Below are 23,916 nucleotides of genomic sequence, written 5' to 3'. Positions count from 1 at the left end.
TCAAACGGTAACGGCGGCGGGCCTGCGCCACATCACGCGGCGAAAGCGGGTCGCGACAAAGGCGGTGTCGGTCAGGCTGGCGTTTCCGGCGGGGTTGGCCCCCGTCACATGGAAATCGCTGAAGGCCGCCGACTGGTTGACGAAGATGTTGCCGGTCAGGTTGACCGACAGGTTCACGCCTGCGCGGGCGAAGGCGCGAACGGCGCGCCCGATGCGGGCATCGTCGGTGTCGTAGAGCGCGGCTGTGATGGCGCCCTTGGTCGCAGCAAGTTCGGTGGCGCGGGCAATGCCGTCGTCGGCATCCGCGCAGGGGATGACGAAACCCACCGGACCGAAGCATTCGTCCTGCGCGACAGGGGCGTCGGCATCCACCGCCAGCAGCAGCGGCGTGCCGTCGCGGATGACGCGGCCCTGCGCGCGGGCCTGTTCCACCCGGTCGTGCGTGGCGGGATTGGCGATGGCGCCGCAGATGCCCGCCGCCTGCTTGGGATCGGCCAGCAAGGTGTCGATGGCTGCGGCCAGACCGGCTGCCACCTGATCGAAGGACTTGTGCCCCTGATCCGCCGCGATCCCGCCTTGCGGCACATAAATGTTCTGCGGCGCGGTGCACATCTGCCCGGAATAAAGCGACAGCGAGAAGGCCAGGTTCGCGCACATTCCGTCGAAATCGTCGGTCGCCGCGATGACGATGCTGTTGACGCCGGTTTCCTCGGTGAACAACTGCGCCTGCCGGGCATTCTCGCGCAGCCAGGTGCCGAAGGTGGATGATCCGGTATAGTCGATCAGCCGCACGGCGGGGTCGGTGGCAAGCGGCTTGGTAATCTCGGTGCCCGGTTCATCGACGGCCAGCAGGATCGCATCGGCGGGAAGGCCCGCTTCGGCCAGAACCTCACGCGCGACCTGGACGGTCAGGGCCAACGGCAGGATCGCGCCCGGATGCGGCTTCACGATCACCGGGTTGCCGGTCGCAAGGCTTGCGAAGATGCCGGGATAGCTGTTCCAGGTTGGGAAGGTGTTGCAGCCGATCGTCAGGGCGATTCCCGCAGGCACCAGCGTCCACTGCTTGTCGATCACAAGGGCAAGGGCCTTGCCCTGCGGCTTTTCCCATCGGGCGGCATCGGCGAAGCGGGTCATTTCCGTCCACGCCACGGCAACCGCCTCGAGCCCGCGATCCTGCGCGTGGGGCCCGCCCGCCTGGAAGGCCATTGCGAAGGCTTGGCCAGTGGTGTGCATCGTCGCATGGCCCAGCAGGAAGCTGATCCGGTTCAGCCGCGACAGGGTCTCCAGGCAGGCGCCGACGCGCTGTTCCACGCTCGCCGCCGCCAGATCGTCAGCCGCAGCCTGCGCCGCCGCGATCAGGGCAGGCGCATCCGCCGCCGGATAGGTGATGCCCAGCGAATTGCCCCAAGGCGAAACCTCCGCCCCAAGGCGGCGCTGCTCGGGGTGGCCGGGCAAGGCGAACTTGCTGCCCAGAAGCGCCGCATAAGCTGCCTCGCCATCCGCCTTGGCCGTTTCGCCATAGAACTTGCCGCTGGGCACCTCGGGGAAGGGGGTCCAGAAGCCGCGCGCATGAAGCGCCTGATCGGCATCCTCCAGCATCCGGCGATGACGGGTAAACAATTCGGTCATGGGCTCCTCCGCCGGCTTCCTCCTCCGGCTTGCAAATATCATTGACCGGCCGGTCGGTTTATGCAACAGATTTCTTCGAGGAGGCCGAGAAATCGGCACGAAGGGAGAAGACCATGACCGCATCCCCCACGGTGCTGTCGGCCTTGGCCGACGGTGTGCTGACGCTGACGTTGAACCGTCCCGAGAAGCTCAATTCCTTCAACGAAGAGATGCACTTGGCGCTGCGGGACGGCATCCAGCGGGCGCATGACGATTCGGCGGTGCGCGCGGTGCTGCTGACCGGCGCGGGGCGCGGCTTCTGCGCCGGGCAGGACCTGGGCGACCGCGATCCGCGCAAGGGCGGACCCGCGCCGGACCTGGGGAAAACGCTGGACACCTTCTACAACCCGACGCTGCGGCTGATCCGCAGCCTGGAAAAGCCGGTCGTCTGCGCAGTCAACGGCGTGGCGGCGGGGGCAGGGGCCAACATCGCCTTCGCCTGCGACATCGTGCTGGCCGCGAAATCGGCGAAATTCATCCAGGCCTTTGCCAAGATCGGCCTGATCCCCGACGCGGGCGGCACCTGGCATCTGGCCCGTATCCTGGGAGAGCCGCGCGCCAAGGCCTTGGCCCTGACCGCAGAACCCCTTTCCGCCGAAGATGCCGCAGACTGGGGCCTGATCTGGAAGGCGGTCGAGGATGTCGAGTTGATGACCGAGGCGGAAGCCCTGGCCCGGTCGCTGGCCGCAGGCCCGACCCTGGGCCTTGGCCTGACCAAGCGGCTGATCCAGCAGGCCGCGACCAACAGCCTGGACCAGCAGCTTGACGCCGAACGCGACTGCCAGCAGCAGGCGGGCCGCAGTGCCGATTACGCCGAGGGCGTCACCGCCTTCCTGGAAAAGCGCCCGGCCCGGTTCAGCGGCCAATGAAACCCGTCAGCGAGATGACCCCGCAGGAGATCGCCGAAGCCTCGGCCCGCGCCATGTGGAACGACGATTCGGCCAGCCAGCGGCTTGGTATGAGCCTGGACTACATCGCGCCCGGCCGGGCCACGCTGTCCATGACCATCACGGACACCATGTCGAACGGCCACGGAAACGCGCATGGCGGCTATATCTTCACGCTGGCCGACAGCGCCTTTGCCTTCGCCTGCAACAGCTACAACCAGATGGCCGTGGCGCAGCATTGTTCCATCACCTACCTGATCCCCGGCCGCATCGGGGACCGGCTGACGGCGACCGCCACGGAAACCTCGCGCCGGGGCCGGTCGGGCATCTACGACATTCGCATCACCAACCAGGACGGCGACCACGTGGCCGAGTTCCGCGGCCATTCGCGCACCATCAAGGGCACCCATCTGCCCGCCTGACCACCTTCCAGGGAGGAGAACCATGGAAAAGCTGACCCCGAACCCCAAGGATCTCGACCCGATCGAGACGGCGTCGCGCGACGAGATCGAGGCGCTACAATTCCACCGCATGAAGCGGTCGCTGAAGCACGCCTTCGAAAACTCGCCCTTCTACCGCAAGAGGTTCATCGAGGCCGATGTCCACCCCGAGGACCTGAAGACCTTGCGGGACATCGCGAAGTTCCCTTTCACCGTGAAGCAGGATTTGCGCGACTGCTATCCCTTCGGCATGTTCGCCGTGCCGCAGTCCAAGCTGGTGCGCATCCACGGATCGTCCGGCACCACCGGCAAGCCGACTGTGGTGGGTTATACCCAGGCCGACATCGACCATTGGTCGAACCTGATCGCCCGGTCGATCCGCGCAGGCGGCGGGCGCCCCGGCGACATGCTGCACAACGCCTATGGCTATGGCCTGTTCACCGGCGGCCTTGGCGCCCATTACGGGGCCGAGCGGCTTGGCTGCACCGTGGTTCCCATGTCAGGCGGCATGACAGAACGGCAGGTGACGCTGATCAACGACTTCAAGCCGCGGATCATCATGGTCACGCCATCCTACATGCTGTCGATCCTGGACGAGTTCCGCCGCCAGGGCCTCGACCCGCGCCAGTCGTCGCTGCAGGTCGGCATCTTCGGCGCCGAGCCCTGGACCAATGCCATGCGCCACGAAATCGAGGAAGCCTTCGACATGCACGCCGTCGACATCTATGGCCTGTCCGAGGTGATGGGACCGGGCGTAGCGATGGAATGTGTCGAGACCAAGGACGGCCTGCATGTCTGGGAAGACCACTTCTACCCCGAGATCATCGACCCCGTGACGGGCGAGCCGCTGCCCGACGGCGAAATGGGCGAACTGGTCTTCACCACGCTGACCAAGGAAGGCCTGCCGATGGTGCGCTATCGCACCCGCGACCTGACGCGGCTTCTGCCCGGCACCGCCCGGTCCATGCGCCGGATCGAGAAGATCACCGGGCGCTGCGACGACATGATCATCCTGCGCGGCGTCAACGTCTTTCCGACCCAGATCGAGGAGCAGATCCTGAAATGCACGGGCCTCGCCCCGCATTTCCAGATCGAACTGACCCGCGAAGGCCGGATGGACTGCATGACCGTCCATGTCGAATGCGTCGAGGAATATTGCGCGGCGGATGCCCGGGCCGTGTCGGCCAAGGAACTGTCGCATCACATCAAGTCTGTCGTAGGCGTCTCGACCCGGATCACGGTGCTTGATCCCGGCGGCGTTGCCCGGTCGGAAGGCAAGGCCAAGCGGGTGATCGACAACCGTCCGAAAGAATAAGTCCGCGTCGGGGGCCGTGGTGACTTTGCCGCGGCCCCCGGTTAAAGCGGCACACGACCAACAGGAAAGTGACCCCATGGCGCGAACGCGCGCACAGGATTTCGAGGAAAAGAGCCGCATCATCCTGGATCATGCGGCGCTTGTCTTTGCCGAACAGGGCATGGAAAAGGCCTCGATGTCGCAGATCGCCCAGCAGGCCCAGGTCAGCAAGGCGCTGCTTTATCATTACTATCCGTCCAAGGACGCGCTGATCTTCGCGATCATCATGACGCATCTCGAGGAGTTGCAGGGGGCTATCGAGGCTGCCGACGACCCGGCCCTGCCGCCGCACCAGCGGCTGCGCAGCCTGGTGGGCGCGGTGCTGGACACCTATCGGGGGGCCGACAACCAGCACAAGGTGCAGTTGAACGCCACCGCCGCGCTGACCGACGACCAGAAGGCGCAGATCATGGAGGTCGAGCGCGGCATCGTGAAACGGTTTTCCGCCGTTCTGGACCAGATCAACCCGGACCTGAACAACCGCGAACGCCCGCTGCTGATGCCCGTCACCATGTCGCTGTTCGGCATGATGAACTGGGTCTACATGTGGTTCAAGGACGGCGGCCGCATCAGCCGCGAGGATTATGCGGACGTGGCGACGACGCTGATCCTGGAGGGGATCAAGGCAGTGAAATGAGGGGCCGGCGCGCGGCCCCCCCGATCAGTTCGAGAACGCGTTGATCAGGTTGATGACCGCCAAGATCTTCTGCGTGTTGCTGTCCACGCGATAGATGCTGTTGTCGTCGCGGTAATAATCCCACCCGCGCCGGTCTTCGAGGTCGTAGCGCCGGGGGTCGCGGATGATGGCATAGTCGCCACGCCGCAGCACGTCGCCCACATGGTGGCGGTGATGATCGTGTTTCCTGGCATGGCCGGGCGGAATGCAGCGCGGCCCCTTCTTGGCAAGGCCGGGAGGGCAGTGGGCATCATGGCGGTCGCGGTGTTCGTGCCGTTCGACGTGACGGGCATGAGCCTTGCCGTGGCCCTTGCCATGTCCCGGATCCGCAACTGCCGGCGCGCCGGCAAGGGTGGCGAAGATCAACCCGGCCGCGGTCAATGTCGATGCAAGCTTCATGTCCACGGTCCTGACAGACTCGATGAGGATATAAGGCGCAACCGGCTGTTCCCGCACCATGAAAAACCGCACGTGGCGACAAGGCGCCGACAGGTGCAGGACCGCGGCTACTTCTCGAACCTTTTCCGGGCCATGACCAGCGGATCGTACTTCGGCGCCTCGGCGCGGCGCCGGTCCGGCTCCACCTCGGACAGCGCGACCGCCGGGGCCAGCTTCTCGCGCGCCTCGACCGCAAGCTGCTGATAGACGCCGGTGCCCTGCCGCTTCCAGGCGATCTCCTCGGCCGACAGTTCGCGCACGACCTTTGCGGGGGATCCGATGGCCAGCGAGTTCGGCGGGATCCGCGCGCCGGCCTTCACGAAGGCCATGGCGGCGATGATGGTGTTCTCTCCCACCATCGCTTCGTCCATGACCACGGCGTTCATGCCGACCATCGCGTTTTTGCCGATATGGCAGCCGTGCAGGACGGCGCCGTGGCCGATATGGCCGTCCTCCTCGACCACGACATCCTTGCCGGGGAAGGAATGGACCACGCATGTTTCCTGCACGTTCGACCCTGCGTGCAGCACGATGCGGCCGAAATCACCGCGCAGGACGGCGCAGGGGCCGACATATACGCCGGGGCCGATGATCACATCGCCAATCACCACAGCCTCGGGGTGGACGAAGGCCGAGGGGTCGATCACCGGCACGATGCCGTCCCAGGAATAGACCTTCGCCATCACTCCACCGGCGGCCAGGTTTTTGCGACCATGGTCAGCACGTCGTATTGCGCAACCACTTCGCCCTTCTGGTTCGTCACCTGGCAGTCCCAGCGGACCTCTCCGTGGCCTGCATTTTCGCGCGGGTTGATCTCCTTGCAGGTCAGGCGGACCTGCAGCGTGTCGCCGAAATAGACGGGGGTCAGGAAGCGCAGGTTGTCCACGCCATAATTCGCCAGCACCGGGCCGGGATTCGGCTCCACGAACAGCCCGGCGGCGAAGGAGGCGATCAGATAGCCATGCGCCACGCGGTCGTCGAAGAAGGGGTTGGCCTTGGCCGCGTCGCTGTCCATATGGGCGTAGAAGGTGTCGCCGGTGAAGTTGGCGAAATGCTCGACATCCTCCTGCGTCACCTGGCGCGCCGCCGTGACCAACTGGTCGCCGATGCGAAGGTCCGCCAGGGACTTGCGGAAGGGATGGATGCCTTGCTGCGTCTCCGCGCCCTCGATCCAGCGGCCCGTGACCGCCGACAGCAGGCGGGGCGTGCCCTGGACGGCGGTGCGCTGCATGAAATGCTTGACGCCCCGGATGCCGCCCATCTCCTCGCCCCCGCCTGCGCGGCCGGGGCCGCCATGGACCAGCGGCGCCAAGGGCGAGCCATGCCCGGTGGACGACTTGGCCGAGGCGCGGTTGCCGATCAGCACCCGCCCGTGGAAGGGCGCCACGCCCAGAACCACGCGTTCGGCCACGTCCTTGTCGTCCGTGAAGATGGACGACACCAGCGACCCACGTCCGCGTGCGGCAAGCGCCACCGCTTCGTCAAGATCGTCATAGGCCATGACGGTGGAGACCGGCCCGAAAGCCTCGCAATCATGGACCGGGGCGGCGTCGAAAGGCTTGTCGGCGTAAAGCAGGACCGGGTTCAGGAAGGCGCCCTTTTCGGCATCGCCCGAGGCAATCCGCACGTCGTCGGGATTGCCCGCGACGATTTCCGCCACCGCCTGCAATTCGCGGATGCGCGCCCGCACCTCGTCCCGCTGGCCGAGGCTGGCGAGCGGACCCATCCGGATCCCTTCGTCGCCCGGCATCCCCAGAGCGGTCTTGTCCAGCCGGTCCCGCAAAGCGGCGATCAGTGCGTCAACCTGCCCGCGCGGGGCGATGACGCGCCGGATCGCGGTGCATTTCTGGCCCGCCTTCGAGGTCATCTCGCGCGCGACCTCGCGCACGAACAGGTCGAACTCGGGCGTGCCCGCCACGGCATCAGGGCCCAGGATGGTGGCGTTCAGGCTGTCGGCCTCCATCGTGAAGCGGACGGAATGGTTGACGATCGCGGGATGCGTCTTCAGCTTGCGGCCCGTGTGGGCCGAGCCGGTGAAGGTCACGGCGTCCTGTTCGGTCACATGGTCCAGCAGGTCGCCCACCGATCCGCAGACCAGTTGCAGCGCGCCTTCGGGCAGGATGCCGGTGTCGATGATGCGGCGGACCACCAGCTCGGTCAGATAGGCGGTCTGGCTGGCGGGCTTGACCAGGCAGGGGACGCCCGCCAGCAGCGTCGGCGCGATCTTTTCCAGCATCCCCCAGACGGGAAAGTTGAAGGCGTTGATATGGATCGCCACGCCATGCAGCGGCGACAGGATATGCTGGGCGCTGAAGCTGTTGTCTTTCGACAGCGGCTCCACGTCGCCGTCGGTCAGGACGCGGGTGTTTGGCAACTCGCGCCGGCCCTTCGATGCGAAGGTCAGCATGGTGCCGATGCCCCCCTCGATATCGACCCACCCATCGGAACGGGTCGCGCCGGTATGCAGGCTTTCGGCGTAGAAGTCTTCCTTCTGCGCCATCAGCGCCAGGCCAAGCGCCTTCAGCATTCCCGCGCGTTCATGAAAGGTCATGGCCCGCAGCCTTGGCCCCGCCTTGGTGCGGCCATAATCAAGCGCCGCGGCGAAGTCGATGCCGGTGGAATCGATCGTCGCCACCGGCGCGCCGGTGGCGGCGTCCAAAAGGGTCTGCCCTTCCTTCGCACCGGGCACCCATTCCCCGCAGACAAAGCTTTCCAAGCGGCGCGGGGCGCGAAGCGTCATGGTCATGGCAGTTCCTTTTTCGTCAACGGGGCGGGGTTCACAGACCCAAAGCGCCCAAATGTTCGCCGACCAGCTTTTCCCAGCGGGCCAGCAGCGTTTCGTTCGGCGTGTGGCGGATGCCGAATCGTGCCTGCGTGTCGTAGCGGGCCGAGTTGGCAACGCCGAACCCCGCCGCCACGCGCGGACGCCAATAGGCAAGGCTTGCCTGCACTTCGGACTGACCGCCGTTCCCGACGATCCGGGCCAGTCCTTCCAGTCCCAGTTCGGCATGGCGCGCCTCTCGCGGGGCGATCTCGCGGAAGACCTCTGCCAGAGGGGTGTAGGAGACGCGGGCCAGTTCATCCATCTGAACGCCGGTGGCGAGGCCCTGCAGCACGTTCATCACCACCGCGTCGGTCCAGCCGTTGATCGGGTAATGGAACACCGACAGGCGCATGTCGCCTTCACGCCGTACGGCACCCAGGTCGGTGCCGCGGTCTACGCGGGCGGCCCAGTCGTGCTGGGTCTGATAGCGGCGCGTGTCGGTGCCGAAATCTCCCATCACCGCCAGGACACGTTCCGCATGATCCGCCTTTTCCAGCGTGATCCGGCTGGCCGCGATCCGTTCCTTTATGCCCGGCGCGAAGTTGATGGACGAGGCAAACCCGGCGGATGCCGCCAGTTCGCTGTCCACGAAGGACGACATCAGCCGCATCAACTCGCCGCGATAGCGGGCGGGGACATTGCCGAGCGCGGTCAGGACACCGCCCTGGGCCAGATAGTCCTCGATGTTCATCGTGTCGGACATGGCGCCCTCATTCGTCATAGGTCACGACGACGCGGTCGGTCAGCGGATAGGACTGGCAGGACAGCACGTAACCGGCGCGCACCTCGTAGTCTTCAAGCGCGTGGTTCACGGCCATCTCGACCTCGCCCTCCAGCACCTTGCAGCGGCAGGTGGAACAGACGCCCGCCTTGCAGGAATAGGGCGCGTCCATGTTGCTGGCGATGGCGGCGTCCAGGATCGTCTGGCCTTCGCGCGGCATGGAAAAGCTGCGGGTGGCGCCGTCCAGCGTCACGGTGGCCTGCGTTCCCTCGCCCGCTTCGGTGGCCTTGGACACCGGGCGGGCCTTGGCGCGGCCCGGCTGGCCTGATGCGAACAGTTCGAACCGGATCTGGTCGTCGCGCAGCCCGTGGTCGCGCAGGGACTGCGCCACGGTCAGCATCATCGGTTCCGGCCCGCAGATGAAGGCGGCGTCCACCGATTTCGGGTCAATCCAGCGGTCGAACAGCGCCGTCATCTTGGCGGCGTCGATGCGGCCTGTGAACAACTCAATCTCCTGCGCCTCGCTTTCCAGCACATGGAGGACCGAGAAGCGGCCGAGATAGAGGTTCTTCAGATCCTCAAGCTCCTCGCGGAACATGATGCTGCTGATCTGTCGGTTGGCATAGACCAGCGTGAAGCGCGAGTTCGGTTCCCGCCGCAGCACCGTCTTGACGATGGACAGCACCGGAGTGATCCCCGATCCGGCGGCGAAACCGACGTAATGGCGGGCGGCATCCGGGTCCAAGGGCAGGGAAAACTTGCCCATCGGCGGCATCGCCTCGATCATATCGCCCGGCGCCAGGTTCTCGTTCGCCCAGGTGGAGAAGGCCCCCCCATCGACACGCTTGATGCCCACCTGCAGGCAGCCGTCATCGACGCCCGCGCAGATCGAATAGGAGCGGCGCAGTTCCTCGCCATCGAAGCTGCGGCGGAAGGTCAGGTATTGCCCCTGGGTGAAATCGAACAGGGCGCGATCCTCGTCGCGGGGGGCCAGGGTCACGACGACCGCATCGCGGGTTTCGCGGCGCACATCGGTGACCTTCAGGGGCAGAAAGCGTGCCATCGGGGTGTCTTTCCTTGGGCGTCTAGGGGGGACGTGCAGTCAGATGCACTTGAAATAGTCGAAGGGTTCCAGGCAATCGGTGCAGCGATAGCTGGCCTTGCAGGGGGTCGAGCCGAACTGGCTGACCTTCTGCGTATGGGTCGATCCGCAGCGCGGGCACTGGATGGTCAGGTTGTTGCCCATCAGCCGCGACACCCGGCCCGCCAGCACGCCATCCGCCGCCGTGCCATCGACCGGGGGCGCGATGCCATAGGCGCGCAGCTTCTCGCGCCCCTCGGCGGTGATCCAGTCGGTTGTCCAGGCGGGGGCAAGCTGGCGCTTCAGTTCCAGCTTCTCGATGCCGTGGCTGCGCAAGGCGGCCTCGATGTCCAGGTTGATGACGCCTGTCGCGGGGCAGCCGGAATAAGTCGGCGTGACCGTGACCACCAGGGTGTCGCCCTGCCATTGCACGTCGCGGATGATGCCCAGGTCGGTCAGGCTGATGACGGGGATTTCCGGGTCCGGCACCTGCGACAGCCATTCCCAGATCTGGTCGGTATGGGGCAGCGTGGTGACGGACATGGCATCACCACCTGGCGCCGGGATAGGCGCGCTGCAGGAACTGCATCTCGGCCAGGATATAGCCCAGATGTTCCGTGTGGATGCCCTTCTTGCCGCCCGGAGTCTTGACCCCGTGCTGCCATGCGTCGGTTGGCGCAGCCAGCGTGGCCTCGTCCAGGACCGCCGCGACGGTCCTGTCCCAGGCGGGTTTCAGCGACGACGGCAGCGGCGCGATGCCCGCGTCGGACATGGCCCCATCAACGGCGTCGTCCACGAACATCTCGCCCGTATAGGACCACAGCTTCGTCAGCGCGGCCTGCATCCGGGCGCGGCTTTCCTCGCTCCCGTCGCCAAGCCGGATCACCAGGTCGGCGGACCGTTCCAGATGATAGGCGACCTCTTTTTCCGCCTTTGCGGAGATGTCGCCCACACGGCTGTCTGACGACGTCTTCAGCGCCCGCAGCAGTTCGATGTGGAAGGCGTCGAACAGGAACTGACGCATCAGCGTGACACCGAAATCGCCGTTGGGAAGCTCGACCAGCAGCAGGTTGCGGAAGGCGCCCGCGTCGCGCAGATAGGCCAATGTGTCGGCGTCGCGGCCCTTACCCTCGACCTCGGCGGCAAGGCCCAGCCACAATCGACACTGGCCGATCAGGTCAAGCGCCTGGTTGGCAAGCGCGATGTCTTCCTCGAGCGCCGGGGCGTGGCCGCACCATTCCGACACGCGATGGCCCAGGATCAACGCATTGTCGCCCATCCGCTGCAGCCATTCGCTGAACTGTTCCTGCCCGGCATCGGGGGCCGGCACCGCCACATGCCCGCTGTCGGCCAGGGCCTGACCGGCAAGCGCGGTCAGGTTCGGGGTGGTCATGTCGGGAAGCGACGGCATCACATATGCCCTATCTCGTCGGGGATGTCGAAGAAGGTCGGGTGGCGATAAACCTTGCTGTTCGACGGATCATAAAGCGGCCCCTTTTCCGAGGGCGAGGACGCGGTGATGTCATTCGACTTGACTACCCAGATCGAAACGCCCTCGTTGCGGCGGGTATAAACGTCGCGGGCGTTGCGGATCGCCATCTCGGCGTCGGGCGCGTGCAGGCTGCCGACATGGCGGTGGTTCAGGCCGTGCTGGCCCCGGATGAAGATTTCCCAAAGCGGCCATTCGCTGGACATGATGGCTCCTCCCAAAGATGCGGGTTGTGGCTGGGTGCGCGGGGCGCGTCCCTATTCTGCGGCGTGGCGGGCCGTGCGGGCGCGTTCGCCGGCCTTGGCGGCGTGCGCCATCAGCCCGTCACGGAACCAGGCGCCGTCCTCCCAGGCCTTGACGCGGGCGCCCAGGCGTTCGGCGTTGCAGGGCCCGTTGCCGGCGATCACGGCGAAGAACTCGGACCAGTCCGGCTCGCTGAAGTCATAGCCGCCCTTTTCCTCGTTCCATTTCAGGTCCGGGTCGGGAACGGTCAGGCCCAGGTATTCGGCCTGCGGCACCGTCTGGTCCACGAACTTCTGGCGCAGTTCGTCATTGGTGTTCATCTTGATCTTCCACGCCATCGACTGCGCGGAATGGACCGAGTCCTTGTCGGACGGGCCGAACATCATCAGCGCCGGATACCAGAAGCGGTTCAGCGCGTCCTGCGCCATGGCCTTCTGTTCCGGGGTGCCTGCGCACATCTTCATCATGATGTCGTAACCCTGCCGCTGGTGGAACGACTCCTCCTTGCAGATGCGGATCATCGCGCGGGAATAGGGACCGTATGACGTGCGCTGCAGCGGAACCTGGTTCATGATCGCCGCACCATCGACCAGCCAGCCGACCGCGCCCATGTCGGCCCAGGTCAAGGTGGGATAGTTGAAGATCGACGAATACTTCATGTTGCCGCTGTGCAGCTTTTCCAGAAGCTCGTCGCGCGACACGCCCAAAGTTTCCGCGGCGCAATACAGGTAAAGCCCATGCCCCGCCTCGTCCTGGACCTTGGCCAGCAGGATGGCCTTGCGTTCCAGCGTGGGGGCGCGGGTGATCCAGTTGCCTTCGGGAAGCTGGCCCACGATTTCCGAATGCGCGTGCTGGCCGATCTGGCGGATCAGCGTCTTGCGATAGCCCTCGGGCATCCATTCCTTGGGCTCGATCTTCTCGTTTCGGTCGATGCGGTCCTGGAAGGCGATCTCCTCGGGCGTCATGTCCTCGCGGGATTTCGACCCTTCGGATTTGACCAGCTGTGCATACATGGCAGTCCCTCCCTTCAGACGCGTTCGATGATGATGGCGATGCCCTGGCCCACGCCGACGCACATGGTGCAAAGGGCGTATTTCCCGCCGGTGCGGATCAACTGGTACATCGCGGTGGTGACAAGCCGGGCGCCGGACATGCCCAAGGGGTGCCCGATGGCGATGGCGCCGCCATTCGGGTTCACGCGCGGATCGTCGTCGGCAAGTCCCAGGTCACGAAGCACGGCCAATCCCTGCGCGGCAAAGGCTTCGTTCAATTCTATCACATCCATCTGGTCCAGCGACAGGCCCGCACGTGCCAGAACCCTGCGCGCCGCAGGCACCGGGCCGATGCCCATGACGCGTGGCGCGACTCCGGCGGCGGCCATTGCCAAGATGCGCGCCTTGGGCGTCAGGCCTTGGGCGCGGGCCGCGTCCTCGGACAGGATCGCAAGGGCTGCCGCGCCGTCGTTCACGCCGGATGCGTTGCCCGCCGTCACCGTCAGGTCGGGACCGTTCACGCCCTTCAGCTTTGCCAACGTCTCGACCGTGGTGCCGGGGCGGGGATGTTCGTCAGTATCCACCGTCACGTGGTCGCCCTTCTTCTGGGGCACATGAACCGGCACGATCTCGTCCCGGAAGATGCCCGCGGCCTGGGCCGCGGCCCAGCGGTCTTGGCTGCGTGCGGCGAAGGCGTCCTGGTCGGCGCGGCTGATGCCATAGTCAGCTGCCACGTTGTCGGCGGTTTCCGGCATCGAGTCCGTGCCATAAGCCTTGCGCAGCGCGGGGTTCGGGAAGCGCCAGCCGATGGTGGTGTCGTAGACGGCGTTGGCGCGCGCAAAGGCTGTTTCGGCCTTGGGCATCACGAAGGGCGCGCGGGTCATGCTTTCGACGCCGCCCGCGACCATGAAATCGCAATCGCCCGCACGGATCGCACGCGCCGCCATGCCGATCGCGTCCATGCCCGACCCGCACAGCCGATTGACCGTGGTGCCCGGCACACCGATGGGCATCCCCGACAGCAGCACGGCCATGCGGGCCACGTTGCGGTTGTCCTCGCCCGCCTGGTTGGCGCAGCCCAGGATCACGTCGTCCACGGCAGACCAGTCCACATCTGGATTCCGCGACATCAGCGCCTGCAACGGCAGCGCGGCCAGATCGTCGGCCCGGATCGTCGCAAGCGCCCCGCCGTACCGGCCGACCGGCGTGCGGATCGCGTCGCAGATGAAGGCATCAGTCATGAAAGACCCCAGTGATTTCCAGATGAGGCCGATGATTCTCCCAATTCATCGACCAATTGGTCAGCTTATATCAGACCAGACATTACGCCGCAAAGGAAAATGTGCATGGTGCTGTAATGTTTCAAGCCAAGGCGTGAAGCCGCGCCTGCGTCCGGGGGGTGTTTTCCGGCAGGGGGCCGTCCTCGCCTTCCATCACCTGCGCGATATGCGCTTCGGCCAGGGGGGACAGGGCGGGATAAAAGTCGCTGAACAGCGCCTGCGCCGCGTGTCCCGGCCAGCCGGCGGGCAGGGCTTCGGCAGGCAGGCCGGGATCGCGCAGCAGGACGCCGCGATATAGATGGACCAGCAGCAGGCGGGCGATCAGCGCGTCCTCGGGCGACAGGGCAGGGCCATCCGCCAGCGGGCCGAAGCGATCAAGGACAATGCGATAGCCGTCCGCAAGCGCTTGGAGATCCCAGAAGGCCGCCAGCCGCGAAAGCTGGTCCACACCGGCGACGGGCGCCGCGCGCAGGACAAGGCCTCCGGTTTCGGGCAGGTCGCCGCGCGCCGGGCAGATCCACAGGTCGCCCCCTATCCGCGCCATCCGGTGGCTGCGGGCCACCTTTTCGGGCATGTCGGGATGCAGCATCACCAGCCAGTCGCCCGAGGGCTGCGGCCTAGCGTAAAGCATCCGCGCCGCCTGGGCGAATTCGGCGCGGGCGGCAGGGGCAAGGCGATAGAAGCTGCGTCGCCCGACGCGCGTGCCCTGAAGCCTGTCGGCCGAGACCAGCCTGGACACCGCCGTGCGGACCAGGTTCTCGCTGATCCCGATGCGCGAGCAGATCTCGATCAGGCTGCCGATCCACAGGACTTCGCCCCGCGGCACCACCACGTCGCCATAGACGGTGACGATGAAGGACCCGGCGGTGATCGGCAGGCCGTCGGTCAAACGCAGGATCAGGTCGGTCGGGCTCATCGTCGGATCCGGTTGGGGGCGCAGGCCTTGGCCTAGGGGCAGGGGGGCACGATGTCAAACAGGCGCCCCTTGGATCGGCGGCGCGGGGACTGTAGAAGCAGCGGGAACGCATCATCCGTAGGATATCCCATGTCCCTGCGCAGGGCCGAGGCCGTGCTGGCCCGTTTCGGCTTCGACCGCTACATGCTTCTGCTGATCCTCACGGTGGTGCTGGCCAGCGTCCTGCCGGCGCGGGGCGGGGCGGCGGTGGCGCTGTCCCATCTCACCTACTGGGTGATCGCGCTGCTGTTCTTCCTTTACGGCGCGAAGCTGACAACGGCCACGATCGTTGCGGGGCTGGCGAACTGGCGGCTGCAGCTTACGGTGCTGGCGCTGACTTTCGTACTGTTCCCGATCCTGGCCCTGGGCCTGAAGCCCTTGTCGATGATCTGGCTGCCCACGGCCATAGGCGTCGGGTTCCTGTATATCGGCTGCATGCCCTCGACCGTGCAAAGCTCGATCGCGTTCACGGCGGTGTCGCATGGCAATGTGGCGGGGGCGGTCTGCGCGGCCTCGATCTCGAACCTGATCGGGGTGGTGCTGTCGCCCCTGCTGTTCGCGGTCCTGATCCCCCAGGGGACCGGCTACGGGATCGAGCCGTCGGCCATCTGGAAGATCGTCCAGCAGATCCTGCTGCCCTTTGCCCTGGGCCAATTGTGCCGCCCGCTTCTGGCCGGACTGCTGGCGCGGCACCGGACCGCGACGCTGGTCGTGGACCGGGGGTCGATCCTGCTGATCGTCTATTCTGCATTTTCGGCAGGGGTGGTGAACGGCATCTGGCAGGTCATCTCGGCCGGGTCGCTGGCGATCTTGGTGGGCCTGTGCGCGGTCCTGTTGGCGGCGGTGATGGGTGCTGCCCTGCTGGCCGCACGCAGCACCGGCATGGGTCATGCGGACCTGATGGCGGTCCTGTATTGCGGATCGACGAAAAGTCTGGCGACCGGGCTGCCCATGGCGGGGATCCTGTTCGCGGGGCAGGACATCTCGCTGGTCATCCTGCCCTTGATGATCTTCCACCTGCTGCAACTGGGCGTTTGCGCGATCATCTCGCAGCGGATGGCGGGCCGCGCGGACCTGCGGCCCGCCTGATCCCGCAATTGACAATGCCCGCGCCCGGCGTCGATCCTGCGCCCATGAACAAGCCCCATGCTAGCGGCCCGACGGCCCGCCCCGAAACCGATCCGCCGCTGATTGCCGTCATCGCCACCGGCGGCACCATCGCCAGCCAGCAGAACGAGGATGGATCAAGCAGCCCCCACCTCGGCGGGCAGGCTCTGCTGGCCCGCCTGGGGGCGCTGCCCCCCGTCCGGCTGAAGCCCGTCGATCTGTTCGCCAAGGATTCCTCGACCCTGACGCTTGCGGACATGCAGGCCGTCAGCGACAGCGTGGGGGCCGAGCTTGCCGCGGGCGCGGCAGGTGTCGTGGTTTTGCACGGAACCGACGCGATGGAGGAGACAGCCTTGCTTCTGTCGCTCCAGCATCCCGGTGCGCCGGTGGTGCTGACGGGCGCGCAGTTCACGGACGATCACCCGCAGGCCGATGGTCCCGCCAACATGACGGCCGCGATCCGCGCGGTTCTTCAAGGCGGGGGCGTGCGGCTGGCCTTCGGCGGCCGGTTGCTGCCCGCCTGGGGGCTGGTCAAGCACGCGACCGACAGCGCCGATGCCTTTCGCCTGGCCGTCGATGCGCCGCCGCCCGCGTTGATCCTGACCGCGCCGGTCGGCAATGTGCGCGTCGATGTGGTGGCGATCCATCCGGGTGCCGAGGCGACGCATCTGGACGCGAGCCTTGCGGCAGGGGCGCAAGGGATCGTGCTGGCGGCGTTGGGGTCGGGCAACGCCTCGGCCGCGATCACCAGCGGAGTGGCGCGCGCCCACGGGGCGGGGGTGCCGGTCGTCATCTCGAGCCGGGTTCCGATGGGGCGCCTTGCCGCCAGCTATGGCGGCGGCGGGGGCGGGCATGACCTGGTGCGCGCCGGGGCGGTCCTGTCTACCGTTCTGCGGCCGGGGCAGGCGCGGGTGCTGCTGGCGGCCCTGATCGCGGCGGGCGAGGCGGATCGCGCCCCGGACGTCTTTGCCTAAGGGAAAAAAGCCTCAGGGACCGGACAGCTCGATCCGCCAGCCACCCGAGGCGTTGACCTGCAAGCGATAGGTGCCCGGCATCTCGATCAGGAAATGCCCCGTGCCCGCGCCGCCGTGGTGGAGGTTCTGGACGACCGCGCCCGTGGTGTCGTCCAGCAGATAGGCGACCAGGATCGCGTCGTCGCTTTCGAACCCCAGCATCTGCGGCCCGGTTACGGTGAATGGTCCCGCCATGCCGCTGCCCTGGCCCTCAAAGAACGTCCCACCCGGCAAGGGCAGGGCATCGTAACAGGCAAGCCGCGCCCGGTCGTCGGATAGGGCACGGCAGTCCGACAGTTCCCCGGCTGCGGCCTCGGCTGCCAGGCAGGTCGCCAGCAGCAGCGACCCGATCACCAATCGACGGGGCACCCGGTGCAGTTCTCCATATGCACGCCTTCCCAGATGGTGAAGCGGTTGGTGTTGTCGCCCAGAGTGGCGTTGGCCAGGTCGGCATTGTAGAACTTGGCCTCGGACAGGTTGGCGGCGACAAGGGTCGTGCCGACCAGGCGGGCCTTGTTGGCCCAGACGGCCTCCATCGACACGGCGGTCAGGTTCGATCCGCTGAAGTCGATCCCGGCCATGCGGGAATAATCCAGATTTGCCCCGGTCAGGTCGGCGTCGCGCACGGTCGCGCCTTGCAGATAGCTTTCGGACAGATCCGCCCCGCGCAGATCCGCGCCGGTCAGGGTGGCACCTTTCAGAAGCGCGCCGTGCAGGTTCGCGCGCACCAGCCGGGCGCCTGACAGGTCCGTGCCGTTCAGGTTCATGCCCGACAGATCCTGGTGGCTCAGATCGACGCCGGGGCAGGACGCGCCGGGTTCCAGCCTGCAACCGTCGATGGTCTGCGGACCCTCGGGCAGGTCGTCGGTATCGGTGATGATGCGGTAACCGGTGCCGGGCGTGACCGGCATTGGGTCGGCCATGGCCCCATGGGCGGACGGCGCGGCCAGCAGCAGGGCCAGGGCAATGGAATGGCGATACATGGTTCCCCCTTGAAAAAGCGCGGGGGCGCGATGCCCCCGCCGCCGTTGTCAGTTGGCCGAGGCCAGCAGTTCCGACGGGATCTCGAAGACCCAGAAGGACCCGCCCTGGCTGACCTGCGTGGTCAGTTGCGCCATGTCGCCGCCCCACAGCGGCACCGCGCCGCCATAGCCCGAGGCGATGCCCAGGTATTGCTTGCCGTCCATTTCCCAGGTGATCGGGCTGCTGACGATCCCCGAGCCGGTCTGGAACTTCCACAACTCCTCGCCGGACTGGGCGTTGAAGGCCTTGACGTAACCGTCCGAGGTGCCGGTGAAGACCAGGTTGCCCGCGGTCGCCAGCGTGCCTGCCCAAAGGGGAAACTCTTCCTTGTGTTCCCAGACCTTTTCCCCGGTGGCGGGGTTGAAGGCGCGCAGGGTGCCGATGTGGTCGTCATACAGGCGCTTGATGCGGAAGCCCTGCCCTAGATAGGCCGCGCCCGCCTGGTAGGTCACGTTTTCTGTCCAGTAGTCCTCGGTCCAGTTGTTGGCGGGGACATAGAACAGGCCGGTGTCCTGTGAATAGGCCATCGGGTTCCAGTTCTTGCCGCCCAGGAACGGCGGGGTGACCTGGATGGTGGCGCCCTTCGTCTCGCCTTCCTCGGGCAGAGGGGGTCGCTGGCCCTCGACCTCGATCGGGCGGCCGGTTTCCAGGTCGATCCCCTTGGCCCAGGTGATTTCGTCGACAAAGGGGAAGGCGTTCAGCAGCGCGGTGGGGCGGTTGATCTCTCCGCCACGCTGGGACAGGGCATCCACGTCGGTCACGTAGAAGAAGCCGTTGCGGTCGGCATGGGCGCCCGCGCGATGGGTGTTGCCGTCCTTGTCGGTATAGTCGAACAGGATGATCTCGTTGTTGCCGGAAAAGTCCCAGGCGTCGTTCGGGGTGTGCTGGTAGAAGCCCACCAGTTCGCCCGTGGTGGGGTTCACGTAAGCCTGCCCCGAAGTGTAGAGGCTGTCGCCTGGCGTCCTTGCCCAGGTGTTCCATGGGGCTGGGTTGCCTGCGCCCACGACGATGGTGTTGCTTGCCACGTCAAAGGCCGCCGACTGCCAGGGCGCGCCGCCGCCGTGGTTCCAGGCCTCGACCTTCTCGCCGTTCTCCTGGTTGGGCCAGCTTGGCGCCGAGGCGTCGCCGGTGGTGCGGCTGTCCTTGCCCTCGAAGCGGCCCATGTGGCCTTCGACGAAGGGCAGCATCCAGATTTCCTCGCCCGTATCCACGTCCCGGGCGTAAAGCTGGCCCACCACGCCGAACTCGTCGCCGGACGATCCGTGGATCAGCATCATCCGGCCGGTTTCCTTGTCCTTGATGACGGTTGGCGCACCAGTCATCGTGTAGCCGACCTTGTGGTCGCCGAACTTCTCGCGCCACTCGACCTTGCCGGTTTCCTTGTTCAGCGCATAGATGCTGGCGTCCAGGGCGCCGAAATAGACCTTGTCGCCATAGATCGCGGCGCCCCGGTTCACGACGTCGCAGCAGGGGCGGATGTCGTCGGGCAGGCGAGCCTCGAACTTCCATTTTCGCTCGCCGGTCTTGGCGTCAAGCGCCCACATCCGGGAATAGCTGCCGGTGATGTAGATCGTGCCGTCATGGACGATGGCCTGGGTTTCCTGGCCGCGCTGCTTTTCGTCGCCAAAGGAAAAGGCCCAGGCCGGGCGCAGGTGCTTGACCGTTTCGGCGTTGATCTGGTTCAGCGACGAATACCGCTGGGCATTGTTGCCCAGGCCATACATCAGGACATCGTTCGTCGTCTCGTGGTCGTTCAGGATGTCCTCCCAGGTGACATCCTTGGCGATGGCGGCCGACAGGCCCCCCGCGACCAGCAGCGCGAGGGCGCTGACGGACGGGATGGTGAAAGCTTTGCGCATACTCTCCTCCTTGATGGCAAACTTCGTTTCTGGTCGTCTGTCAGACGCTGCCGCCGATGACGGGCAGGGCGCTGATCTCGTGCGCGCGCCATTGCTGGACGGTGGCGCGGCGGTATTCGGCGGGATTGGCGCCCAGATGGGCAAAGGCGGGCATCGGACCGGCGGCAAGCGCTTCGGCCGGTGTCAGGCCCAGGCTTGCCGCTGCGTCCATGCGGGCGGCGAAGGCGTCGAGATAGGCCAGGGTCTGCACGACCGCACGGCTGTCGCGGTGGAAGGGACCGTGGCCGGGAATGGTGCCGCTGACGGGCAGCCCGCCCAAGATGGCCAGGGCAGCCCGCCAAGCCGCAAGGTCGGCATCGGGAAAACTGGGCGCGCGGTCCAGGAACAGCAGGTCGCCCGCGATCAGGGTGCCGGTCCGCTGGTCGATCAGCGCCAGGTCGGCCCCGGTATGGCCCGACAGCGCCATCACGGTCAGGCCGCGCCCGCCGATGGTCATGTCGCCCCCTTCGACGGCTGCCGTGGCGGGCAGCGGCGCCGTGCCCTGCATCCACGACCCGAGGATCCGGTACAGCCCGTCCGACAGCCCCTGCGCGCCGGCCTTTTGCGCGGCGATGGTGCCAGGCAAGGCCTGGATGGGGCGGTCGGCGAAGGCCCCGTTGCCGAACCAGTGGTCCGGGTGGTGATGGGTGTTCAGCGAAGCCGCGACCCCGCCAAGGCGCCCATCGGCAAAGGCGCGCAGCGCGGCACCGTGGCGCAGCGTGCCGCCGGTATCCACCACGACCGCGCCCTCGGGCGTCTTGAGCATCGCCACGTTGCAGATCGCCCCGCCGTTGGCAGGGGCGATGCTGTCCTGCGCGCCTTCGATCAGCCAGACGCCATCCGCGACCTGCCGGGGCTCCAGCCGGTATTCCGGCGCGGCCCGCGCGGGAACCGGCAGCAGCGCGGCGGCGGCACCCAGCAAGGCCTGGCGGCGGGTGACCCTCATGCCGCGACCCGTCCCGAGAAGCGGAAGCCGCTGGTATCGCGCGCGGTGATGCCCACGGGACCGCGCGCCAGATCCGGGGGCAGCAGGAAGGTCAGGACCGGGTTTTCCTCCAGCGGTTCGTGGATCTCCAGCCGCGCGATCTCAGCCCCCGCTGCATCTGTCAGGGTCAGGTCGGTCAGGTGATGGGCGGGGACGCCGTCGGCAAGGCCCGTGTCCATCGGGTGCCGGATGCCCACGCGCAGCCGCCCCGTTTCCGGCCACAGCCTGGCGCGCATCTCGCCAAAGCCGTCCTGCCAGTCGGGGCGGGCATGGGTCACGGCGGGCGCCGAACAGCCGCCGCCCATCGCGTCGATGAAGGCGCCGCCCATGATCCATTCGCCCCCGCTCAGAGCCGAAGCCCGGATCGGCCCGGCAATCTCGTATTTCACGCCAAAGCCAAGCAGCGGCAGGGCGCGGCCCGGATGGAACACGAGGGCCAGCGGAAAGGGGCTGTAGTCGATCGTGACGACCATCCGTTCGACGCGATCCAGCCCGGTCGCATCGGCCAGGGCAGGGACATGGCGCGCATCCTCGGCATTGCCGGGGGCCAGAAGGCGCAGGCCAGGATCCGTGCGCCAGACACCGGGAACGCCCAGCAGATCGGCGCTGTGCAGGTCCCACATGCCGCTGTCCAGCCGGTCCGGCCGGGTCAGCCCGCCGCCAAAGGCGGCAAGCCCGGCCTCGCCGCCCGGCAGCAGGTGGGACAGGATCGCCGCCACGGCCCCGCGTCCCCGTCAGTCCCGCACGGCGGCGGACAAGGTTTCGATCGCAGCCTTCACATGAGGGGGCTGCGTCGACAATTGCCAAGCAGCCTCGTCAAAGGGGGTGATCGCGCGGGGCGCGCCCGACAAGGGCTCGAAGCCTTCGCCCGCTGCGGCAAGTTCGGTCGCAAGGGCGGTGGCTGCGGCCTCGTCATCGGCGACCGAGGCCAGCTTGTCGCGCAGCTCGGTCAGCTTGCCCTGCTGGTCGGCGATTTCCACGTCGTCGGCGCGGGTCTCGACATAGGTGCGGATCGCCCAGATCGCCTGCTGGTTCAGGATACCCTCGAAGGGCGGCATCTTGACCGCCCCGTTCTGTTCATAGCCGTGCAGGATGCGGTCCAGGAACCACTCGTCCCCGAACTCGTTCGCCTCGAGATAGCGCAGGTCGGGGGCCAGCCCGCCCGAGATCGCCTCGAGTCCGTGGCACCGCGCGCAGTTGCTGTTATAGCCCTTGGCGCCGACCTCGACCGCCTTGAACAGCACTTCGGGCGCGGCTTGGCGCCAAGGGTTTTCGGTTGCCATCTCGGCGGGCAGGTCGGGCAGGCCAGCCGTGTCCACCGCCTGTGGCGCGGTATCGCCATGGCCCAGTGCGGCCGCCGCCCCCAGGATAATGCCGAAACCGGCCCAGATCGTTGCCTTGCGCATTCGAAGCCCCCTCGATTACTTTCAGGCAGGATCAAGCCAGGCAGGCGGATCCCACAATTCTCCAATGGTCCCGGCGGGGGGTGCGGTCTTAGGCCAAAGGTCGAATTGGTGGCGCGGCGTCGGCCGTGGGAAGCTGGCGCGATGAACATGCTGCGCCTGATCCCCGCCGCGCTGATCGCGCTGATGCCGCAGACCGCCGGGGCCGAAGCGGTCTTCGACCCGGCGACCGGGCTGCGCGTCGCTGCCTATCGCGCGCCGGTCCCGGACAGCGTGCCCGGCGGGCGGGTGGTCGGCGCCGATGAGGTCGCGGCAATGGCGGCAGGGGGCGCGCTGCTGATCGACGCAATGGCCGCGCCGGGCCATGCCCTGACCCCCGAAGGCGCATGGATCATCGCCGAACCGCACCGGACCATCCCCGGCGCCCATTGGCTGCCCGAGATCGGGCGCGGCCGCCTGGACCCGTGGATCGAGGCGGGGCTGCGCGCCTCGCTTGCGGATTGCGACCGGGCGCGGCCTGTGGTCCTGTTCTGCAAGACCGACTGCTGGATGAGCTGGAATGCGGTGCAGCACCTGGCGGGTCTAGGCCATCGCGAGATCGGCTGGTATCCGGGCGGGGTGGATGACTGGGCCAATCAGGGGCGCGACCTGGTTCCCGTCGATCCGCTGCCGCTGGGACGCCCGCTTTGCACGATGGACGGGGTTGGCCCCGATGCCCTAGACTGACCGAAATGCAAAGGGCATCCGCCATGACCCAGAACCCGACCCGCACCATCGCCTCGGTCCTGATCGTCGAGGATCACCCGCTGTTCTGCGACGCCTTGTCGATCACCTTGCAGATCGTCGGAGGAATCAGCAGCGTGCGGACCACCAGCTCCATCGGCGACTGCCTGCGCCAACTGGCCATCGGTCCGCAGCCCGACGCGGTGTTCCTGGATCTGAACCTGCCCGATGCGGACGGGCTGGACGGCCTTCTGAAGGTGCGCAAGGCGGCCCCCGACGCGGTCCTGCTGATCGTGTCATCGCTGACCAGCCCTGCCATCGTGAACGCGGCCATCGACTTCGGCGCCTCGGGCTATGTGCCCAAGCACAGTCAAAGGCAGGTGTTCCAGGATGCCTTGGCCCGCATCGCGCGCGGAGAGATCTACCTGCCCGAGGGCTTCGTGGCCCCGGACGGCCCGAGGCCCCTGGCGCAGACCCGGGACCGGCTGGAAAGCCTGACCACGCAGCAGTCGCGCATCCTGTCGCTGATATCGGAAGGCAAGCTGAACAAGCAGATCGCCCATGACCTCGACATCGCGGAATCGACCGTTAAGGCCCATGTCACCGTCATCATGCGCAAGCTGGGCGTGCAGACCCGCACCCAGGCAGTGCTGGCAGCCCAGGCCGCGCGGTTTGACAGCCTTGGCGCGCGGTGACATCCTTTCCCCCAGGGAGAG

At 66.9% G+C, this 23,916-nt stretch carries 26 protein-coding genes; 8 read left to right on the top strand and 18 right to left on the bottom strand.

Going from position 1 to position 23,916, the window contains the following annotated elements; translation table 11 throughout:
• Positions 1–1,629: a phenylacetic acid degradation protein PaaN gene (gene paaN / locus FIU66_RS16820; protein ID WP_167624044.1), complete on the bottom strand. Its 1,629-nt coding sequence runs from the start codon at positions 1,627–1,629 to the stop codon at positions 1–3.
• 113 nt (positions 1,630–1,742) lie between these two features.
• Here paaN and paaG point away from each other — a divergent pair, with 113 nt between their 5' ends.
• From paaG to FIU66_RS16800, 4 genes are all read left to right on the top strand, one after another.
• Positions 1,743–2,537, top strand: a complete 795-nt coding sequence (paaG, locus tag FIU66_RS16815; protein WP_167624043.1) for a 2-(1,2-epoxy-1,2-dihydrophenyl)acetyl-CoA isomerase PaaG — start codon at positions 1,743–1,745, stop codon at positions 2,535–2,537.
• Positions 2,534–2,977, top strand: a complete 444-nt coding sequence (gene paaI / locus FIU66_RS16810) for a hydroxyphenylacetyl-CoA thioesterase PaaI (RefSeq protein ID WP_167624042.1) — start codon at positions 2,534–2,536, stop codon at positions 2,975–2,977. The genes paaG and paaI overlap by 4 nt, the downstream gene beginning before the upstream one ends.
• A gap of 22 nt (positions 2,978–2,999) precedes the next feature.
• The gene (gene paaK, locus FIU66_RS16805) at positions 3,000–4,310 is read left to right on the top strand and encodes a phenylacetate--CoA ligase PaaK (RefSeq protein ID WP_167624041.1); all 1,311 of its coding nucleotides are present in this window, start codon (positions 3,000–3,002) and stop codon (positions 4,308–4,310) included.
• A gap of 76 nt (positions 4,311–4,386) precedes the next feature.
• Entirely contained in the window at positions 4,387–4,986 is a 600-nt protein-coding gene (locus FIU66_RS16800) for a TetR/AcrR family transcriptional regulator (RefSeq protein WP_167624040.1), read from the top strand.
• 24 nt (positions 4,987–5,010) lie between these two features.
• On the opposite strand, the gene FIU66_RS16795 is transcribed toward FIU66_RS16800, so the two are convergent.
• The 11 genes from FIU66_RS16795 to FIU66_RS16745 form a co-directional block, all read right to left on the bottom strand.
• Positions 5,011–5,424: a hypothetical protein gene (locus FIU66_RS16795; RefSeq protein ID WP_167624039.1), complete on the bottom strand. Its 414-nt coding sequence runs from the start codon at positions 5,422–5,424 to the stop codon at positions 5,011–5,013.
• A 107-nt stretch (positions 5,425–5,531) separates the two neighbouring features.
• A complete protein-coding gene (locus FIU66_RS16790) occupies positions 5,532–6,146 on the bottom strand; it encodes a transferase hexapeptide repeat family protein (RefSeq protein ID WP_167624038.1) in 615 nt (204 codons plus the stop codon).
• Positions 6,146–8,209 carry a phenylacetic acid degradation bifunctional protein PaaZ gene (gene paaZ / locus FIU66_RS16785; RefSeq protein WP_167624037.1) on the bottom strand — a complete coding sequence of 688 codons (2,064 nt, stop codon included), beginning with the start codon at positions 8,207–8,209 and terminating at the stop codon, positions 6,146–6,148. Before paaZ ends, FIU66_RS16790 begins: the two co-directional genes overlap by 1 nt.
• 31 nt (positions 8,210–8,240) lie before the next feature.
• On the bottom strand, positions 8,241–8,990 hold the full coding sequence (locus tag FIU66_RS16780; RefSeq protein WP_167624036.1) for a Phenylacetic acid catabolic protein: 750 nt from the start codon (positions 8,988–8,990) through the stop codon (positions 8,241–8,243).
• Positions 8,991–8,997: 7 nt separating this feature from the next.
• Complete coding sequence (gene paaE / locus FIU66_RS16775) at positions 8,998–10,071, bottom strand: 1,2-phenylacetyl-CoA epoxidase subunit PaaE (RefSeq protein ID WP_167624035.1); 1,074 nt, start codon at positions 10,069–10,071, stop codon at positions 8,998–9,000.
• Positions 10,072–10,110: 39 nt separating this feature from the next.
• Positions 10,111–10,632 carry a 1,2-phenylacetyl-CoA epoxidase subunit PaaD gene (gene paaD, locus FIU66_RS16770; protein WP_167624034.1) on the bottom strand — a complete coding sequence of 174 codons (522 nt, stop codon included), beginning with the start codon at positions 10,630–10,632 and terminating at the stop codon, positions 10,111–10,113.
• Positions 10,633–10,636: 4 nt separating this feature from the next.
• Positions 10,637–11,500 carry a 1,2-phenylacetyl-CoA epoxidase subunit PaaC gene (paaC, locus tag FIU66_RS16765; RefSeq protein WP_167624033.1) on the bottom strand — a complete coding sequence of 288 codons (864 nt, stop codon included), beginning with the start codon at positions 11,498–11,500 and terminating at the stop codon, positions 10,637–10,639.
• Positions 11,500–11,784 carry a 1,2-phenylacetyl-CoA epoxidase subunit PaaB gene (gene paaB, locus FIU66_RS16760; RefSeq protein WP_167624032.1) on the bottom strand — a complete coding sequence of 95 codons (285 nt, stop codon included), beginning with the start codon at positions 11,782–11,784 and terminating at the stop codon, positions 11,500–11,502. The genes paaC and paaB overlap by 1 nt, the downstream gene beginning before the upstream one ends.
• 51 nt (positions 11,785–11,835) lie before the next feature.
• A complete protein-coding gene (gene paaA / locus FIU66_RS16755) occupies positions 11,836–12,834 on the bottom strand; it encodes a 1,2-phenylacetyl-CoA epoxidase subunit PaaA (RefSeq protein ID WP_167624031.1) in 999 nt (332 codons plus the stop codon).
• Between the two features lie 14 nt (positions 12,835–12,848).
• Positions 12,849–14,054 (bottom strand): 3-oxoadipyl-CoA thiolase, encoded by a 1,206-nt coding sequence (gene pcaF / locus FIU66_RS16750; RefSeq protein ID WP_167624030.1) that lies wholly within the window; start codon positions 14,052–14,054, stop codon positions 12,849–12,851.
• A 121-nt stretch (positions 14,055–14,175) separates the two neighbouring features.
• Entirely contained in the window at positions 14,176–15,009 is an 834-nt protein-coding gene (locus tag FIU66_RS16745) for a PaaX family transcriptional regulator C-terminal domain-containing protein (RefSeq protein ID WP_167624029.1), read from the bottom strand.
• 129 nt (positions 15,010–15,138) lie between these two features.
• Here FIU66_RS16745 and FIU66_RS16740 point away from each other — a divergent pair, with 129 nt between their 5' ends.
• Positions 15,139–16,137, top strand: coding sequence for a bile acid:sodium symporter family protein (locus FIU66_RS16740; RefSeq protein WP_167624028.1), 999 nt, complete (start codon positions 15,139–15,141; stop codon positions 16,135–16,137).
• 44 nt (positions 16,138–16,181) lie between these two features.
• Positions 16,182–17,129, top strand: coding sequence for an asparaginase domain-containing protein (locus FIU66_RS16735; RefSeq protein WP_167624027.1), 948 nt, complete (start codon positions 16,182–16,184; stop codon positions 17,127–17,129).
• 12 nt (positions 17,130–17,141) lie between these two features.
• Here the strand turns inward: FIU66_RS16735 and FIU66_RS16730 are convergent, their stop codons facing one another.
• The 6 genes from FIU66_RS16730 to pedF are packed head-to-tail and all read right to left on the bottom strand — an operon-like array spanning position 17,142 to position 22,480.
• Positions 17,142–17,537: a hypothetical protein gene (locus tag FIU66_RS16730; protein ID WP_167624026.1), complete on the bottom strand. Its 396-nt coding sequence runs from the start codon at positions 17,535–17,537 to the stop codon at positions 17,142–17,144.
• A complete protein-coding gene (locus tag FIU66_RS16725; protein ID WP_240544836.1) occupies positions 17,519–18,151 on the bottom strand; it encodes a pentapeptide repeat-containing protein in 633 nt (210 codons plus the stop codon). The genes FIU66_RS16730 and FIU66_RS16725 overlap by 19 nt, the downstream gene beginning before the upstream one ends.
• A gap of 48 nt (positions 18,152–18,199) precedes the next feature.
• Complete coding sequence (locus tag FIU66_RS16720; RefSeq protein WP_167624025.1) at positions 18,200–20,050, bottom strand: PQQ-dependent methanol/ethanol family dehydrogenase; 1,851 nt, start codon at positions 20,048–20,050, stop codon at positions 18,200–18,202.
• Between the two features lie 40 nt (positions 20,051–20,090).
• Complete coding sequence (locus FIU66_RS16715) at positions 20,091–21,035, bottom strand: quinoprotein relay system zinc metallohydrolase 1 (RefSeq protein WP_167624024.1); 945 nt, start codon at positions 21,033–21,035, stop codon at positions 20,091–20,093.
• A complete protein-coding gene (locus FIU66_RS16710) occupies positions 21,032–21,793 on the bottom strand; it encodes a quinoprotein dehydrogenase-associated SoxYZ-like carrier (RefSeq protein ID WP_167624023.1) in 762 nt (253 codons plus the stop codon). Before FIU66_RS16710 ends, FIU66_RS16715 begins: the two co-directional genes overlap by 4 nt.
• A 15-nt stretch (positions 21,794–21,808) precedes the next feature.
• Positions 21,809–22,480 carry a cytochrome c-550 PedF gene (gene pedF, locus FIU66_RS16705; RefSeq protein WP_167624022.1) on the bottom strand — a complete coding sequence of 224 codons (672 nt, stop codon included), beginning with the start codon at positions 22,478–22,480 and terminating at the stop codon, positions 21,809–21,811.
• Positions 22,481–22,621: 141 nt separating this feature from the next.
• Between pedF and FIU66_RS16700 the strand changes: the two genes are divergently transcribed.
• Positions 22,622–23,203, top strand: a complete 582-nt coding sequence (locus FIU66_RS16700; RefSeq protein ID WP_210254104.1) for a rhodanese-like domain-containing protein — start codon at positions 22,622–22,624, stop codon at positions 23,201–23,203.
• Positions 23,204–23,226: 23 nt separating this feature from the next.
• The gene (locus FIU66_RS16695) at positions 23,227–23,895 is read left to right on the top strand and encodes a response regulator transcription factor (RefSeq protein WP_167624020.1); all 669 of its coding nucleotides are present in this window, start codon (positions 23,227–23,229) and stop codon (positions 23,893–23,895) included.
• Positions 23,896–23,916: the final 21 nt, after the last annotated feature.

It is taken from the genome of Paracoccus sp. AK26, assembly GCF_011801365.1.
In the GTDB taxonomy this organism is placed as follows: domain Bacteria; phylum Pseudomonadota; class Alphaproteobacteria; order Rhodobacterales; family Rhodobacteraceae; genus Paracoccus; species Paracoccus aerius.
This window is presented reverse-complemented; position numbering and strand designations above follow the sequence as displayed.

Coding starts and splice junctions, on each gene's coding strand:
- paaN (WP_167624044.1), bottom strand. CDS start 1,629: ATGACCGAATTGTTTACCCGTCATCGCCGGATGCTGGAGGATGCCGAT.
- paaG (WP_167624043.1), top strand. CDS start 1,743: ATGACCGCATCCCCCACGGTGCTGTCGGCCTTGGCCGACGGTGTGCTG.
- paaI (WP_167624042.1), top strand. CDS start 2,534: ATGAAACCCGTCAGCGAGATGACCCCGCAGGAGATCGCCGAAGCCTCG.
- paaK (WP_167624041.1), top strand. CDS start 3,000: ATGGAAAAGCTGACCCCGAACCCCAAGGATCTCGACCCGATCGAGACG.
- FIU66_RS16800 (WP_167624040.1), top strand. CDS start 4,387: ATGGCGCGAACGCGCGCACAGGATTTCGAGGAAAAGAGCCGCATCATC.
- FIU66_RS16795 (WP_167624039.1), bottom strand. CDS start 5,424: ATGAAGCTTGCATCGACATTGACCGCGGCCGGGTTGATCTTCGCCACC.
- FIU66_RS16790 (WP_167624038.1), bottom strand. CDS start 6,146: ATGGCGAAGGTCTATTCCTGGGACGGCATCGTGCCGGTGATCGACCCC.
- paaZ (WP_167624037.1), bottom strand. CDS start 8,209: ATGACCATGACGCTTCGCGCCCCGCGCCGCTTGGAAAGCTTTGTCTGC.
- FIU66_RS16780 (WP_167624036.1), bottom strand. CDS start 8,990: ATGTCCGACACGATGAACATCGAGGACTATCTGGCCCAGGGCGGTGTC.
- paaE (WP_167624035.1), bottom strand. CDS start 10,071: ATGGCACGCTTTCTGCCCCTGAAGGTCACCGATGTGCGCCGCGAAACC.
- paaD (WP_167624034.1), bottom strand. CDS start 10,632: ATGTCCGTCACCACGCTGCCCCATACCGACCAGATCTGGGAATGGCTG.
- paaC (WP_167624033.1), bottom strand. CDS start 11,500: ATGCCGTCGCTTCCCGACATGACCACCCCGAACCTGACCGCGCTTGCC.
- paaB (WP_167624032.1), bottom strand. CDS start 11,784: ATGTCCAGCGAATGGCCGCTTTGGGAAATCTTCATCCGGGGCCAGCAC.
- paaA (WP_167624031.1), bottom strand. CDS start 12,834: ATGTATGCACAGCTGGTCAAATCCGAAGGGTCGAAATCCCGCGAGGAC.
- pcaF (WP_167624030.1), bottom strand. CDS start 14,054: ATGACTGATGCCTTCATCTGCGACGCGATCCGCACGCCGGTCGGCCGG.
- FIU66_RS16745 (WP_167624029.1), bottom strand. CDS start 15,009: ATGAGCCCGACCGACCTGATCCTGCGTTTGACCGACGGCCTGCCGATC.
- FIU66_RS16740 (WP_167624028.1), top strand. CDS start 15,139: ATGTCCCTGCGCAGGGCCGAGGCCGTGCTGGCCCGTTTCGGCTTCGAC.
- FIU66_RS16735 (WP_167624027.1), top strand. CDS start 16,182: ATGAACAAGCCCCATGCTAGCGGCCCGACGGCCCGCCCCGAAACCGAT.
- FIU66_RS16725 (WP_240544836.1), bottom strand. CDS start 18,151: ATGTATCGCCATTCCATTGCCCTGGCCCTGCTGCTGGCCGCGCCGTCC.
- FIU66_RS16720 (WP_167624025.1), bottom strand. CDS start 20,050: ATGCGCAAAGCTTTCACCATCCCGTCCGTCAGCGCCCTCGCGCTGCTG.
- FIU66_RS16715 (WP_167624024.1), bottom strand. CDS start 21,035: ATGAGGGTCACCCGCCGCCAGGCCTTGCTGGGTGCCGCCGCCGCGCTG.
- pedF (WP_167624022.1), bottom strand. CDS start 22,480: ATGCGCAAGGCAACGATCTGGGCCGGTTTCGGCATTATCCTGGGGGCG.
- FIU66_RS16700 (WP_210254104.1), top strand. CDS start 22,622: ATGAACATGCTGCGCCTGATCCCCGCCGCGCTGATCGCGCTGATGCCG.
- FIU66_RS16695 (WP_167624020.1), top strand. CDS start 23,227: ATGACCCAGAACCCGACCCGCACCATCGCCTCGGTCCTGATCGTCGAG.